Source organism: Lysobacter xanthus, from assembly GCF_047159895.1.
On record NZ_BAAGAB020000064.1, the window covers coordinates 1 to 14,934 of the forward strand.

The 14,934-nt window shown below is 70.2% G+C and carries 12 protein-coding genes; all 12 read left to right on the forward strand.

Annotation, left to right across the window (positions count from 1 at the left end):
* Positions 1-272 (forward strand): undecaprenyl diphosphate synthase family protein (locus ACY35P_RS12745; protein WP_462116212.1); only part of this gene is annotated, 272 nt, incomplete at its 5' end.
* Entirely contained in the window at positions 269-1,105 is an 837-nt protein-coding gene (locus tag ACY35P_RS12750; RefSeq protein ID WP_462116213.1) for a phosphatidate cytidylyltransferase, read from the forward strand. The genes ACY35P_RS12745 and ACY35P_RS12750, both read left to right, overlap by 4 nt.
* Entirely contained in the window at positions 1,105-2,289 is a 1,185-nt protein-coding gene (locus ACY35P_RS12755) for a 1-deoxy-D-xylulose-5-phosphate reductoisomerase (protein WP_462116214.1), read from the forward strand. Before ACY35P_RS12750 ends, ACY35P_RS12755 begins: the two co-directional genes overlap by 1 nt.
* A gap of 118 nt (positions 2,290-2,407) precedes the next feature.
* On the forward strand, positions 2,408-3,766 hold the full coding sequence (rseP, locus tag ACY35P_RS12760) for an RIP metalloprotease RseP (RefSeq protein ID WP_462116215.1): 1,359 nt from the start codon (positions 2,408-2,410) through the stop codon (positions 3,764-3,766).
* Positions 3,767-3,839: 73 nt separating this feature from the next.
* Positions 3,840-6,302 carry an outer membrane protein assembly factor BamA gene (gene bamA, locus ACY35P_RS12765; protein ID WP_462116216.1) on the forward strand — a complete coding sequence of 821 codons (2,463 nt, stop codon included), beginning with the start codon at positions 3,840-3,842 and terminating at the stop codon, positions 6,300-6,302.
* A 7-nt stretch (positions 6,303-6,309) separates the two neighbouring features.
* Complete coding sequence (lpxD, locus tag ACY35P_RS12770) at positions 6,310-7,326, forward strand: UDP-3-O-(3-hydroxymyristoyl)glucosamine N-acyltransferase (RefSeq protein WP_462116217.1); 1,017 nt, start codon at positions 6,310-6,312, stop codon at positions 7,324-7,326.
* Positions 7,327-7,392: 66 nt separating this feature from the next.
* Positions 7,393-7,860 (forward strand): 3-hydroxyacyl-ACP dehydratase FabZ, encoded by a 468-nt coding sequence (gene fabZ / locus ACY35P_RS12775; RefSeq protein ID WP_462116218.1) that lies wholly within the window; start codon positions 7,393-7,395, stop codon positions 7,858-7,860.
* Between the two features lie 2 nt (positions 7,861-7,862).
* Positions 7,863-8,645, forward strand: coding sequence for an acyl-ACP--UDP-N-acetylglucosamine O-acyltransferase (gene lpxA, locus ACY35P_RS12780; protein ID WP_462116219.1), 783 nt, complete (start codon positions 7,863-7,865; stop codon positions 8,643-8,645).
* A gap of 7 nt (positions 8,646-8,652) precedes the next feature.
* Complete coding sequence (gene lpxB / locus ACY35P_RS12785; protein WP_462116220.1) at positions 8,653-9,852, forward strand: lipid-A-disaccharide synthase; 1,200 nt, start codon at positions 8,653-8,655, stop codon at positions 9,850-9,852.
* On the forward strand, positions 9,845-10,537 hold the full coding sequence (locus ACY35P_RS12790) for a ribonuclease HII (RefSeq protein ID WP_462116221.1): 693 nt from the start codon (positions 9,845-9,847) through the stop codon (positions 10,535-10,537). Before lpxB ends, ACY35P_RS12790 begins: the two co-directional genes overlap by 8 nt.
* 51 nt (positions 10,538-10,588) lie before the next feature.
* Entirely contained in the window at positions 10,589-14,116 is a 3,528-nt protein-coding gene (gene dnaE / locus ACY35P_RS12795) for a DNA polymerase III subunit alpha (RefSeq protein WP_462116222.1), read from the forward strand.
* 83 nt (positions 14,117-14,199) lie between these two features.
* On the forward strand, positions 14,200-14,934 hold a 735-nt coding region (locus ACY35P_RS12800; protein WP_462116223.1), incomplete at its 3' end, for an acetyl-CoA carboxylase carboxyltransferase subunit alpha.

Below are 14,934 nucleotides of genomic sequence, written 5' to 3' on the forward strand. Positions count from 1 at the left end.
AGGCCATCGACGAGGCCGCGATCGCCGCGCGGCTGTCGATCGCCGACCTGCCCGAGCCGGACCTCTTCATCCGCACCGGCGGCGAACTGCGCATCAGCAACTTCCTGCTCTGGCAGCTGGCCTACACAGAACTGTGGTTCACCGATTTGTTGTGGCCGGACGTGGATGCGGCGACACTGCAGGCCGCGCTCGACGACTTCGCGCGCCGTGAACGCCGCTTCGGCCTGACGGGCGCCCAGGTCGCGACGACCCACGAGACGACGTCCGAATGACCCGTACCCGCGTTGCCGCCGCCCTGGTGATGGCTCCCGTCGCGATCGCCGCGATCCTGCTGCTGCCCACGCCCTGGATGATGATCGCGGCCGCTGCGGTGTTCCTCGCCGGCCTGTGGGAATGGCTGGACATGGCGGAGGTCGACGACTCCCTCGCCAAGTGGGTGCTGCTCATCGCGAACCTCGGCCTGATGGTCGCCATCGTCTGGGCCTCGCGCTCGCGCGAAGGCGGCACCCTGGTGCTGTACCAGGTCGGCACGATCGTCGGCATCGTCTGGTGGGCGCTCGCGCTGCTCTGGCTCGGTCGCTACGAGTTCGGCAGCAACCACCAGTCCTGGGCGCGGGTGCTCAAGCTCGCGGCGGCGACGCTCGCGGTCGTGCCCGCCTGGTGCGCGCTGACCTGGCTGCATGCCGGCGACGAGAACGGGCATCGCTGGCTGCTGACCTCGCTCGCGGCGATCTGGGCCGCGGACACCGGCGCCTACTTCGCCGGGCGCACGTTCGGACGCCACAAGCTGGCCCCGCGCATCAGCCCGAACAAGACGGTCGAAGGCCTGCTCGGCGGCGTCGTGGTCGGCACGCTGGTGGCGCTCGGCTTCGCGCTCTACGCCGGTGCCGAACGCGCCGAGTTGTGGAAGGTCGCGATCGTCGCCGCGGCATCGATCCTCGTGTCGGTCATCGGCGACCTGTTCGAGAGCCTGATCAAGCGCCATGCCGGCAAGAAGGACTCGGGAACGCTCATCCCGGGCCACGGCGGCGTGCTCGACCGCATCGACGCCGTGCTCGCCGCGCTGCCGGTCTTCGCGCTGGGCAAGGCCCTGCTGGGCCTGTGATGCGTCGCGTCGCGGTCCTCGGCGCGACGGGCTCCATCGGCGCGTCCGCGCTCGACGTCATCGGTCGCCATCCCGATCGCCTTTCGGCGACCGTCCTCGCCGCCGGTCGCAACGTCGACGCGCTCGTCGAGCTTTGCCGACGACATGCGCCGGAGCATGCGGTGATCGCCGACGCATCGAAGTACGTCGAACTGCGTACCGCGCTCGCGGACGCGGGTCTCGCGACGCAGGCGCATGCCGGCATGGCCGCGATCGATGCGCTCGCCGCCGGCGATGCCTGCGACACCGTGGTCGCCGCGATCGTGGGCGCCGCAGGCCTCGACTCCACGTTGGCCGCCGCGCGCGCCGGCAAGCGCATCGCGCTCGCGAACAAGGAATCGCTGGTCATGGCCGGCGCGCTGGTGATGCGTACCGCGCGCGAGTCCGGTGCGTCGATCGTGCCGATCGACAGCGAACACAATGCGATCTTCCAGTGCCTGCCTGCCCGCGACGGGCAGGCCGAGCGCGACACGCGGGGCCTTCGACGCCTCGTGCTTACCGCCTCGGGCGGCCCGTTCCGCGGCCGCGCGCGCGCCGAGCTGGCGTCCGTGACGCCGGCGCAGGCGGTGGCGCATCCGCGGTGGTCGATGGGGCCGAAGATTTCGGTCGACTCCGCCACGCTGATGAACAAGGGCCTCGAGGTGATCGAGGCGCACCACCTGTTCGACGTGCCGGCCGATGCGATCGACGTGCTCGTGCATCCGCAGAGCCTCGTGCATTCGATCGTCGAGTTCGTCGACGGTTCGAGCCTCGCCCAGCTCGGCCTGCCCGACATGCGCACCGCGCTCGCCGTCGGGCTCGGCTGGCCGGATCGACTCGCCTCGGGCGTGGCCGGGCTCGACCTCGTCGCCCAAGGGGGGCGGCTCGACTTCGAGGCACCGGACCTCGAGGCCTTCCCGTGCCTGCGGATCGCCTATGCCGCACTGCGCGCAGGGGGCGCCGCACCCGCCGCGCTCAATGCCGCCAACGAGGTCGCGGTCGACGCCTTCCTGTCCGGACGCATCGGTTTCCTCGACATCGCCGGTGTCGTCGAATCGACGATGGCCGCGCTGCCGGCGTCGAGCGCGCCGGATCTGGACGCTCTGCGCGGCGTGGACGCCTGGGCGCGCGCCGAGGCCGGCCGCCGGCTCGGTCGCGCGGCATGAGCCCGCTTCCGTTCACCGTCGGGGTGTCGCGATCGGCGACCATGCGCGCCGGACTGAACCTTCGGCGCGGCGCCGGGTCAGCATCAGCGGCCGCCACCGGGCGGCGCGGGAGGACGTGGTGAGCGAACTGCTGGGCTCGATCTGGTGGCTGGCCGTCAGCCTCGGCATCCTCGTGACCTTCCACGAGTTCGGGCACTACTGGGTCGCGCGGCGCTGCGGGGTGCGCGTCCTGCGCTTCTCGGTCGGCTTCGGTCGGCCGCTGTTTTCGCGCCGGGGCCGCGACGGCACGGAGTACGCGCTCGCGGCGATCCCGCTCGGCGGCTACGTGAAGATGCTGGACGAGCGCGAAGCCGAAGTCGCCGCCGCGGACCTGCCGTACGCGTTCAACCGCAAGCCGGTACTGCAGCGGATGGCGATCGTGATCGCCGGGCCCGTCGCGAACCTGCTGCTCTGCGTGATGCTGCTCTGGGGCATGTTCGTGATCGGCCGCCCCGACTTCCAGCCGGCGATCGGCCACGTCGAAGGCCTCGCCGCCGAGGCCGGGCTGCGCGCCGGCGATACGGTGCTGGCCGTCGGCGACGTCGCCACCCCGACCTGGAGCGAGGCCGAGCTGGCCCTGGTGCCTGCCGCACTCGACCGCCGCGACGTCGACGTCCGCGTGCGCACCGCCTCGGGTACCGAGGCGCGACGCCGGCTCGCGCTGTCGCGCCTGCCCGCCGAGATCGACGAGCGCCGCAGCGTGCAGGCCATCGGCATCGCGCCGCGGCATTTCGTGGTGCCCGCGCGCATCGGGCGCGTGCTGCCCGACATGCCGGCCACCGGCGTGCTGCAGCCGGGCGACCTCGTCCTCGCGGTCGACGGCCGTCCTGTCGCCGCCTGGGACGACGTGCCGCCGCTGGTGGACGCGGTGGGCCGCGACGGCGTCACGGCGATGATCGAGGTCGAGCGCGGCGGAGAGCGCCTCGCGTTTCCGATGAAACCCGTCCGCAATGCGGTCGACGGCGAGGCGCGCTGGATGCTCGGCGCCGGCCCCGCGCCGGCCGCGGAGCCGAAGCCGGATGCCCTGCTCCGCTACGGGCCGCTCGAGGCGGTGCCGGCCGCCGTGCGCGAAACCGCGCACCAGGCGCACGAGCTGGTCGCCATGCTGGGTCGCGCGTTTTCGGGCCGGGTGGACGTCCGCAACACGGTCGCGGGCCCGATCACGATCGCGCGCGCGGCGAACGCGTACGCCTCGCACGGCCCGGCCTGGTACCTCTCGATGCTCGCGATGCTCTCGCTGAGCCTGGCCATCCTGAACCTGCTCCCCATCCCGATACTGGATGGGGGTCACCTGCTGTATTACCTTATCGAGCTGATCAAGGGCCGCCCGCTCAGCGACCGCGCCATGGCGGCCGGCCAGTTCGTGGGCCTCGCGCTCATCGTCGGCCTGATGGGCCTGGCGTTCTACAACGACATCGTGAACAACCTGGTGCACTGAAGGCGAGCCGCCTTTTCCGCACCCGCCGCCGCGCGGCGCCCCTTTGACGGATTGGATTCAACCGGACGTGATGATGACGCGACCCCTGCCCCGCCGCCTGCTCGCCCTCGCCCTCGCTTCCGCGTTGGCCGCAGCCCCGGTGACCGCCGCCCTCGCGGAAACGTTCGCGCCCTTCAACGTCAGCGACATCCGTGTCGACGGCCTGCAGCGCATCTCGGCGGGCACGGTCTTCACCTACCTGCCGATCCAGCGCGGCGACGCCGTGGATCCCGCGAAGGTCGCCGAGTCGATCCGCGCGCTCTACAAGACCGGCTTCTTCGAGGACGTGCGCGTCGAGCGCCAGGGCGACATCCTCGTGGTCACGGTCACCGAGCGCCCGGCGATCAACAAGCTCACGCTGAGCGGGAACAAGGACATCAAGACTGAGGACCTGATGAAGGGCCTCAACGAGATCGGCCTGACCGAAGGCGGCACGTTCGACCGCCTCGCCCTCGATCGCGTGACGCAGGAACTGACGCGCCAGTACAACAACCGCGGCAAGTACAACGTCCAGATCACCCCGAGCGTGTCGCGCCTCGATCGCAACCGCGTCGACGTCACCATCGCGATCAAGGAAGGCGCCGCGGCGCGCATCCGCCACATCAACCTCGTCGGCAACGAGAAGTACGAGGAAGAGGACCTCCGCGACACGTGGGAATCCCGCGAGAGCAACTGGAAGAGCTGGTACAAGCGCGACGACCAGTACTCGCGCGAGAAGCTCTCCGGCGACCTCGAGAAGCTGAATTCGTTCTACCTCGACCGCGGCTACATCGACTTCAACGTCGACAGCACGCAGGTCGAGATCAGCCCGAACCGCCAGGACATGTTCATCACAGCGGGCCTCACCGAGGGCGAGCAGTACAAGGTCTCGAAGGTCGAGGTCAGCGGCGACACCGTCCTGCCGAAGGAAGAAGTCCAGAAGCGCGTCCTGCTCAAGGAAGGCCAGATCTTCTCGCGCCGCCTGCTCGAGATCACCTCGGACTCGATCAGCGCGACGCTCGGCAACATCGGCTACGCGTTCGCGCAGGTGAACGCGGTGCCGGACATCGACCGCGCCAACAAGACCGTGGGCATCAACCTGCGCGTCGTGCCGGGCCCGCGCGTCAACGTCCGCCGCATCGTGTTCAAGGGCAACACGCGCACGTCCGACGAGGTGCTGCGCCGCGAGATGCGCCAGTTCGAGGGCAGCTGGTTCTCGCAGGCCGCGCTCGACCGCTCCAAGATCCGCCTGCAGGGCCTCGGCTTCTTCGAGAGCGTCGACGTCGACTCGCAGCCGGTCGCGGGCTCGCCGGACCAGGTCGACGTCGTGGTCACCGTCAAGGAGACCACGTCGGGCAGCTTCGTCTTCGGCCTCGGCTACTCGCAGCTCAGCGGCCTGACGACGAACGTCCAGCTGTCGCAGAACAACTTCCTCGGCACCGGCAACCGCGTGTCGATCCAGGCGAACCGCAACTCGTACCTCAAGCGCTACGACTTCTCGTTCGTCAATCCGTACTTCACCGACACGGGTGTCTCGCTCGGCTACAACTTCTGGTGGCGCGAGTTCGACAACTCCAACTTCAACACCGCGCAGTTCAACTCGACGAGTGGCGCCGCGCAGGTGGTGATGGGCATTCCGATCACCGAGACGGACACCGTGAGCGCGATGCTCGGCATCGACTCGAACGAGGTCTTCGCCTACCGCGGCACGACGCCGGATCCGCTGGTCGACTACATCACCGCCGTCGGAAACCGCACCTTCCACACGGTCCGTGGCCAGGTCGGCTGGGCGCGCAACACGCTCGACAACTTCCTGACGCCGAACACCGGCATGATGCAGCGCGTCTCGGCGGAGGTCGCGCTGCCGGGCTCGACGGTCGAGTACTACAAGCTCAACTACGAAGTCTCGAAGTTCTGGCGCCTCTCGCGCCACCTCGTGCTCAACACGCGCGGCGACTTCGGCTACGGCGACAGCTACGGCAAGGATTTCTCGCGCAACATCTGCTTCAACGCGCCGATTCCGATCGTGGACGCGGACGGCAAGATCACGGGTTACACCCCGGGTGCGGCCGGTACCGATCCGTGCCTGCCGACGTCGCCGGACTACCAGAACACCGTCACGGCCACCGGCCTGCCGTTCTTCGAGAATTTCTACGCCGGCGGCGTGCGTTCCGTGCGCGGCTTCTCGGACAACACGCTGGGCCCGCGCGCTTCGGCGGCCGGCTCGACGTACCAGCAGTCGATCGGCGGCTCGCTCAAGACCACCGGCTCCGTCGAGATGTACTTCCCGACGCTGATCAACAGCCCGGGCGCGCGCGTCTCGGCGTTCGTGGATGTCGGCAACGTCTTCGCGGGCCGGGGCGACTTCGACGCGGGCGAGCTGCGTGCTTCCACCGGCGTGGCGCTGCTGTGGCGCTCGCCGATGGGCCCCATCTCGATCAGCTACGCGTTCCCCCTGCGGAAGAAGGACAACGACGAGGTCGAGCGCCTGCAGTTCACCTTCGGCGGCGTGTTCTGATCGGAACATGGTCCTGACCGGACCCGGCCCGCGGTTCACCGCGGGCGAGCTGGCCGAGCGCTTCGGGCTCGAGCTGCGTGGCGATGCCGCCACCACGGTCGTCGGCGTCGCCACCATCGGCGACGCCGCGCCTGATCGGCTGACGTTTCTTTCCAACTCCCGGTACCGCGCGCAGCTGGCGACGACGTGCGCCGGCATCGTCGTGCTCGCGGCCGGTGATGCCGACACAGCGACGGGCACCGCGCTCGTCGCGCGCGATCCCTACGCCGCCTACGCGCGCATCGCCGCGCTCTTCGAACGCGAGTGGGACGTCGAGCCGGGCGTGCATCCGACGGCAGTGGTCGAGCCCGGGGCGATGGTCGATCCGGCGGCGAGCATCGGTGCGCAGTGCTTCATCGCCGCCGGCAGCTGCATCGACGCAGGTGCCGTCCTCGGGCCCGGCTGCGTGGTCGGCCCGGACTGCAGCGTGGGCACCGGCAGCCGTCTCGTCGCGCGGGTCACGCTGGTGACGCGGGTGCGACTCGGTGCTCGCGTGCTCGTGCATCCGGGCGCGGTCCTCGGCGCCGATGGCTTCGGCATCGCCATGGATCGCGGCGCCTGGCTCAAGGTGCCGCAGCTGGGCGGTGTCGTCGTCGGTGACGACTGCGAGATCGGCGCGAACACCACCATCGACCGCGGCGCCATCGACGACACCGTGCTCGAGGAGGACGTCCGCCTCGACAACCAGATCCAGGTCGGCCACAACGTCCGTATCGGCGCGCATACGGCGATGGCCGGCTGCGTCGCCGTCGCCGGCAGCACCCGCATCGGCCGCAATTGCCTGATCGGCGGCGGCGTCGGCATCGTCGGGCACATCGAGATCTGCGACCGCGTGGTCGTCACCGCCATGAGCCTTGTGACCGGCTCGATCCGCGAGCCCGGCGAGTACTCGTCCGGTACGCCGCTGATGGACAACCGCTCGTGGCGCCGCAACGCCGCGCGCTTCCGCCAGCTCGACCGGCTGTTCCGCGGCCGCCGGGACTGAGCGCGCCCGGCGCCGTATCATGGTCGGCTTCCGCATCGGCCCCCGGGCCGCTCCGCAGGGCACCGAATGAACCAGACCGTGCAGCTCCCCGTCGACGTCCGCGGCATCCAGAAGCTGCTGCCGCACCGCTATCCGTTCCTGCTGGTCGATCGCGTCGTCGAGCTCGAGCCGCGCAAGCGCATCCTGGCGTTCAAGAACGTCACCTGCAACGAGCCCTTCTTCAATGGCCATTTCCCGGGCAATCCGGTGATGCCCGGCGTGCTGGTGATCGAGGCGCTCGCGCAGGCCGGCGGCCTGCTCACCACGCTCACCGCGCAGTCGGAAGGCAAGGCGCACGAGGGCGAGAAGCTCTTCTACCTGGTGAAGGTCGACAACGCGAAGTTCATGAGGATGGTCGGCCCGGGCGACCGGCTGGACCTCGACGTCGAACTCAAGCGCGTGATCCGCAACATGGCGATGTATACGGGCGTGGCGCGCGTCGACGGCGAAGTCGTGGCCTGCGCCGACATCCTCTGCGCGGAGGCGCAGGGCTGATCATGGCGGCGCGCGTGCACCCGAGCGCGGTGGTCGAATCCGGCGCGCGTCTGGCCGACGGTGTGGTGGTCGGCCCGTTCTGCTACATCGGCGACGACGTCGAGGTCGGCCCCGGGACCGAGTTCGGCCCGCACTGCAGCGTGGTGGGTCCGACGCGCATCGGCCGCGACAACCGCTTCATCGGCCACTGCGCGGTTGGCGGCGAGCCGCAGGACAAGAAGTTCGCGGGCGAGCGCACGGAGCTGGTGATCGGCGACGGCAACACGTTCCGGGAGTTCGTGACGCTCAACCGCGGCACCGGCACGGGCGGCGGTACGACGCGCATCGGCAGCCACAACTGGCTGCTGGCCTACGTGCACATCGCGCACGACTGCACGGTCGGCGATCACACCATCTTCTCCAACAACGCCACGCTCGCCGGCCACGTCGACGTCGGCGACCACGTGATCCTCAGCGGCTTCGTCGGCGTGCACCAGTTCTGCCGCATCGGGGCGCATGCCTTCGTCGGCATGGGCGCCTTCGTCAACGGCGACGTCCCGCCGTTCGTGATGGTCGCGCAGGAGGACTACGGCCGACCGCGCGGCATCAATGCCGAGGGCCTCAAGCGCCGCGGCTTCGACGCGACCCGGATCAGCGCGATCAAGCGCGCCTACCGGGCGCTGTACGTCGCGGGCGGTTCGCTCGACGAGGCGCGCGCGCGGCTCGCGGAGATCGCCGGCGAGAGCGACGACGTGCGCCTGCTGCTCGACTTCGTCAACGACGGCGAGCGGCCGTTGCTGCGCTGACCTCGGGATGGCGACCGCGCACGTCCCGACCGACGCCGCCTACCGGCCGCGCATCGCGATCGTCGCGGGCGAGGCCTCGGGCGACCTGCTGGGCGCCGGGCTGATCGAGGCACTGCGCAAACGTTTTCCGGGTGCGGAATTCGCGGGCATCGGCGGCGACCGCATGCGCGAGGCCGGCTTCGAGGCCTGGCACGACGCGGGCGAACTCGCGGTCATGGGCCTCGCCGAGGTACTGCGCCACCTGCCTCGCCTACTGCGCCTGCGCCGCGCGCTGCGCGAGCGCGTGCTGGCCTGGCGACCGGACGTCTACGTCGGCATCGATGCGCCCGACTTCAACCTCGGCGTCGAGCGCTGGCTGAAGACGCGGGGCGTCGGCACCGTGCACTACGTGAGCCCCTCGGTCTGGGCGTGGCGCGAGGGCCGCGCCGCCAAGATCGGGCGCTCGGCTGACCGCGTGCTGTGCCTGTTTCCCATGGAGCCCGCGATCTACGCCAGGCACGGCGTCGACGCGCGCTTCGTCGGGCACCCGCTCGCCGACGGGATGGCGCTGGAGCCCGATCGCGCCGCCGCGCGGGGCGCGCTGGGCCTGCCGCCCGATGCACCCGTGCTCGCGCTGCTTCCCGGCTCCCGCACGGGCGAGATCGAACGCCTCGGCGCCGATTTCATCGACGCCGCCGCCCGCGTGCTCCATGCGATGCCCGAGATGCGCGTCGTGGCGCCGATGGCGGATGCCCGCGCCCGCGCCACGTTCGAAGCCGTCCTGGCGGCCTCGCCGAACCGTGACGCGCTCGCCTCCGCACTCGCCATCGTCGACGGCCGCGCGCGGCAGGTGATGGTCGCCAGCGACGTCGTCCTGCTCGCCTCCGGGACCGCCACGCTCGAGGCGATGCTCGCCAAGCGGCCGATGGTGGTCGCCTACCGCGTCGCCGCGACCACCTATCGCCTGGTGAAGGGGCTGGGGATGCTGAAGGTGAGCCGCTACGCGCTGCCCAACATCCTCGCCGGCGACGACCTCGTGCCGGAGTTGATGCAGGCCGATTGCACGCCGCAGAAGCTCGCCGACGCTGTGCTCGAGTGGTTCCGCAAGCCCAGCGCCGCGGCCTCGCTCGCGCCGCGATTCATGAACCTGCATCGCGAACTGCGCCGCGACGCCTCCGCGCGGGCCGCCGAGGCCGTGGCCGAGGTCGTATCCTCGCGGCATGGCTGACACCGCGCCACAGCTCGCCTTCGACATCGCCGTCCCGCCGCCCGCGCGTCGCATCGCGGGCGTCGACGAGGCCGGCCGCGGGCCGCTCGCCGGGCCGGTCGTCGTGGCCGCCGTCGCGTTCGCGCCTGGTCGCACCCCGATCAACGGGCTCGACGATTCGAAGCAGCTCGACGCACCGCGCCGCGAAGTGCTGGCCGTGCGCATCCGCGAACGCGCGGTGGCCTGGCACATCGCGGTCATCGACGTCGAGACGATCGATCGCGTCAACATCTTCCACGCGACGATGCTGGGCATGCGCGAATGCGTGGAAGCGGTGCGCGACGCCTGCGACCTCGCCCGGATCGACGGGAACGTCGTTCCCAAGGGGCTCTGCCGGCCCGGCGAGGCGTGGATCGGCGGCGATGCGCGCTGCCGCTCGATCATGGCCGCCTCGATCCTCGCCAAGACGCACCGCGACGCACTGATGGTCGCGCTGCACGCGGCGTATCCGCAGTACGGCTTCGACCAGCACAAGGGTTATTCGACGCCGCAGCACCTCGCGGCGCTGGCCGCGCATGGGCCCTGCCCGCACCACCGGCGCAGCTTCGCGCCGGTCCGGGAGGCACGCCGCGAACCTGCGCTGAACCTGCTCGACGCGGTCCTGGCCGAGGTGGCGTCAAGTCCTGACCTTGAGACGGCCGGCTGATAGGCTTCAGGGCCGCCGCGCCGAGCCGCGAATCCGGCCCGACCCGACCGCATGACGTCCCGCTTCGTCCATCTCCACCTGCACAGCGAGTACTCGCTCGCCGACTCGACGATCCGCATCGGCGAGCTGGTGAAGCGCTCGGTCGAGCTCGGCCAGCCAGCCGTCGCGCTCACCGACATCAACAACCTGTTCGCGGCGGTGAAGTTCTACAAGGCCTGCGAAGGCGCGGGCATCAAGCCGATCCTCGGCGCGGACGTCGCGCTCGCCGACGGCAACGAGGCGCCGTCGCGGATGACGCTGCTCTGCCGCGACCGGCAGGGCTACCTCACGCTGTCGCGCCTGCTGACGCGAATGTGGATGGAAGGCCATCGCAACGACGGCGTCGCCCTGCGGCCCGACTGGCTGCGCGACGACAATGGCGGCCTGTTCGCGCTCGCCGGCCGCGACAGCCTCGCCGCGCAGCTCGCGGGCGGCGGGCGGCACGACCTCGCGGAAGCCTGGCTGGTCGACTGGAAGGAGACGCTCGGCGAGCGCCTGCACCTCGAGTTGACCCGCACCGGCCGCAAGGGCGAGGACGCCTTCAATTCGTTCGCGCTCCATGCCTCGTCACTGCGCGACATCCCGGTCGTCGCGACCAACGACGTCCGCTTCCTCGACGAGAGCGGTTACGAGGCGCACGAGGCGCGCGTCTGCATCGCGACGGGCCGCGTGCTCGACGACCCGAAGCGCCCGCGCGAATACGGCCCCGAGCAGTACTTGCGCACCTGCGAGGAAATGGACGCGCTGTTCGCGGACGTGCCCGACGCGATCGACAATGCGCATGCGCTGGCGCTGCGCTGCAACGTCGAGATGAAGCTCGGCGAATACGCGCTGCCCGCGTTTCCGGTGCCGAGCGAGCACACGATTGAATCCTGGCTCCGCGGCACCGCGCGCGAGGGCCTCGCCAAGCGCCTGGACAAGGTGCCGCCGTCGGACGGACGAACGCTCGAGGACTACACCTCGCGCCTGGAGACCGAGCTCGACGTCATCATCAAGATGGGGTTCCCCGGCTACTTCCTGATCGTCGCGGACTTCATCAACTGGGGTAAGCAGCAGGGCATTCCCGTCGGCCCGGGTCGCGGCTCGGGCGCGGGTTCGCTCGTCGCGTGGGCGCTGGGCATCACGGACCTCGATCCCCTGCCCTACGACCTGCTGTTCGAGCGCTTCCTCAATCCCGAACGCGTGTCGATGCCCGATTTCGACATCGACTTCTGCATGGATCGCCGCGACGAGGTCATCGACTACGTCGCGCGCAAGTACGGCCGCGACCGCGTCAGCCAGATCATCACCTACGGCACGATGTCGGCGAAGGCAGTGGTGCGCGACTGCGGTCGCGTGCTCGGCCACGGCTACGGCTTCGTCGACGGCATTTCCAAGCTGATCCCGCTGATCCCGGCCGATCCGCTCTCGCTCGACGACGTGCTGGGCCGCAGCGACCGCGCGAAGAAGGATCCGGATCGCGCGATCGGCGAGATCATCACGCGCTACAACGCGGAGGACGACGTCCGCGACCTCATGGACCTCGCGCTGCAGCTCGAGGACCTGACCCGCAACGCCGGCAAGCACGCGGGCGGCGTGGTGATCGCGCCCTCGCCGCTGAGCGATTTCTGCCCGCTGTTCGCCGAACACGACGAGCAGGGCCGCGGCCGTAACCCAGTGACGCAGTTCGACAAGGACGACGTCGAGGCTGTGGGCCTCGTCAAGTTCGACTTCCTCGGCCTGCGCACGCTCACGATCATCGACTGGGCGGTGAAGGCGATCAACGTGCGGCGCGCACGGGAGGGCGGCGAGCCGCTCGACATCACGACGCTGCCGCTCGACGACGCGAAGGCCTACGAGGTGTTCGCGCGCGGCGACACGGTCGCGGTGTTCCAGTTCGAATCGCGCGGCATGCGCGAGCTGCTCAAGCGCGCGCAGCCCGACCGTTTCGACGACCTCATCGCGCTCGTCTCGCTGTACCGGCCGGGCCCGATGGACCTGATCCCGGACTTCATCGAGCGCAAGCACGGCCGGCAGGAGGTGCAGTACCCGCATCCGCTGCTGGGGCCGATCCTGGCGCCGACGTACGGCATCGTGGTCTACCAGGAGCAGGTCATGCAGACCGCGCAGATCCTGGGCGGCTACTCGCTGGGTGGCGCCGACCTGCTGCGCCGCGCGATGGGCAAGAAGAAGCCCGAGGAGATGGCGAAGGAGCGGGTGAAGTTCGAAGCCGGTGCGAAGGAGCACCACGGCATCGATCCGAACGTCTCCGGGCCGATCTTCGACCTGCTCGAAAAGTTCGCCGGCTACGGCTTCAACAAGTCGCACGCCGCGGCGTACGCGCTCGTCTCGTACCAGACCGCGTGGCTGAAGGCGCACTACCCCGCCGAGTTCATGGCGGCCGTGCTGTCGTCGGACATGGACAACACCGACAAGGTCACCGGCTTCCTGGACGAGGCGCGCGCGATCGGCCTCACCGTGCTGCCGCCGGACGTCAACGAATCGGCCTACATGTTCTGCGCCACGTCGCCGGACACCATCCGCTACGGCCTGGGCGCGGTGAAGGGCGTGGGTCGCGGCGTCTGCGAATCGATCTGCGAGGCGCGGCGCGCCGGCGCGTTCACCGACCTGCTCGACCTCTGCCAGCGCGTCGACGACGGCAAGCTCAACCGCCGCGCGCTCGAAGCGCTCGCACAGGCCGGCGCGCTCGACCGCCTCGGGCGCAACCGCGCAAGCTTGTTTTTGCAGATCCCGGAAGTGCTGCGCGCCACGGACCAGCGCTCGAAGGAGATCGCGGCCGGCCAGGCGTCGCTGTTCGGTGGCTTCGACACCGCGGCCCCGGCGCTGCACCTGGACCTGCCGCAGTCGGAGGAATGGCCGATCGGCAAGTTGCTCGAGCACGAGCGCGAGACACTCGGCCATTACCTCAGCGGCCATCCGTTCGACCCGTATCGCGAGGACGTGCACGGCCTCGTCGGCTTCCACCTCGGCGACCTCGAGCGCATCTGGGCGTCCCGCCCCGATACGGGCGGTCGCGGCGGCTGGCGGCCGGAGATGGAAACCACCGTCGCCGGCCTGGTCGTGGGCTTCCGCAAGAAGGGCGACTCGCAGGTCTTCGTGCAGATCGAGGACGGGCGCGGCCGTCTCGAATGCGCCTTCTTCGCCGAGACCTACGCCGAGCACGCCTCGCTGATCGGCCGCGACCGTCTTCTCGTCGTGCAGGGCGGCCTGCGCGAGGACGCGTTCTCCGGCGGCTTCGCGCTCAAGGCCCAGCGCTGCTGGGAGTTCGCGCAGGTCTGCAGCCGCCATGCGCAGCGGGTCTCGGTGCGGCTCGACCTGCGCCTGCCCGGCACGCTGCAACGCGTCGAGGCGCTCCTGGCCGCGCACCGGCCGGGTCCGACCGCGCTCCGCCTGCACCTGCTGCTGGACGGCACGCACGGCATGGTCGACCTCGAAGGCGCGAACGGCGTCCGCGTGAGCGCCGACCTCGTCGGCCAGCTTCGCGCCGTGCCGGGCGTCCTGACCGTAAAGCTCGCCCTCGGCAAGCCCTGGGCGCACTGAGCCGCCCCGCCCATCCCAGCGGACGGGTGCGTATGCCGACCCCGCGCGGCTACACTGCCCGCCTTTCACCCCGCCGGCCGTGCATGAACCCGAACTACCTCGATTTCGAGCAGCCCATCGCCGATCTTGAAGCGAAGATCGCCGAACTGCGCCACGCTAGCGACGGCAGTTCACTCGGCGCGGACCCCGAGATCCGGGCCCTGCGCGACAAGGTCCGCAAGCGCACCGCGCAGATCTTCCGCGACCTCAGCCCGTGGCAGGTCTCGCAGATGGCGCGCCATCCGCAGCGCCCCTACACGCTCGATTACATCGAGGCGATGTGCGACGAGTTCCACGAGCTGCACGGCGACCGCGCGTATTCCGACGACGCCGCGATCGTGGGCGGCCTCGGCCGCATCGACGGCCGCAGCGTGATGATCATCGGCCACCAGAAGGGCCGCGACACCAAGAGCAAGATCCGCCGCAACTTCGGCATGCCGCGCCCCGAGGGTTACCGCAAGGCGCTGCGCCTGATGAAGATGGCCGAGCGCTTCGGCATTCCGCTGCTCACCTTCATCGACACGCCGGGCGCCTATCCGGGCGTGGGCGCCGAGGAACGCGGGCAGTCCGAAGCGATCGCGCGCAACCTGATGGAGATGGCGGAGCTGCGCATTCCCGTCGTCTGCACGGTGATCGGCGAAGGCGGCTCCGGCGGCGCGCTGGCGATCGGCGTGGGCGATCGCACGGTGATGCTCGAATACACGAGGACCGCGAGCTGTTCCGTGTCGCGATGGCCGAGATCGGCCTTGAATGCCCGAAGGCCGCGGTGGCGCGGAACT

Bases quoted from the DNA above. Each gene is read 5' to 3' on its own strand.
- ACY35P_RS12750 (WP_462116213.1), top strand. From the start codon at position 269: ATGACCCGTACCCGCGTTGCCGCCGCCCTGGTGATGGCTCCCGTCGCG.
- ACY35P_RS12755 (WP_462116214.1), top strand. From the start codon at position 1,105: ATGCGTCGCGTCGCGGTCCTCGGCGCGACGGGCTCCATCGGCGCGTCC.
- bamA (WP_462116216.1), top strand. From the start codon at position 3,840: ATGACGCGACCCCTGCCCCGCCGCCTGCTCGCCCTCGCCCTCGCTTCC.
- lpxD (WP_462116217.1), top strand. From the start codon at position 6,310: ATGGTCCTGACCGGACCCGGCCCGCGGTTCACCGCGGGCGAGCTGGCC.
- fabZ (WP_462116218.1), top strand. From the start codon at position 7,393: ATGAACCAGACCGTGCAGCTCCCCGTCGACGTCCGCGGCATCCAGAAG.
- lpxA (WP_462116219.1), top strand. From the start codon at position 7,863: ATGGCGGCGCGCGTGCACCCGAGCGCGGTGGTCGAATCCGGCGCGCGT.
- lpxB (WP_462116220.1), top strand. From the start codon at position 8,653: ATGGCGACCGCGCACGTCCCGACCGACGCCGCCTACCGGCCGCGCATC.
- ACY35P_RS12790 (WP_462116221.1), top strand. From the start codon at position 9,845: ATGGCTGACACCGCGCCACAGCTCGCCTTCGACATCGCCGTCCCGCCG.
- dnaE (WP_462116222.1), top strand. From the start codon at position 10,589: ATGACGTCCCGCTTCGTCCATCTCCACCTGCACAGCGAGTACTCGCTC.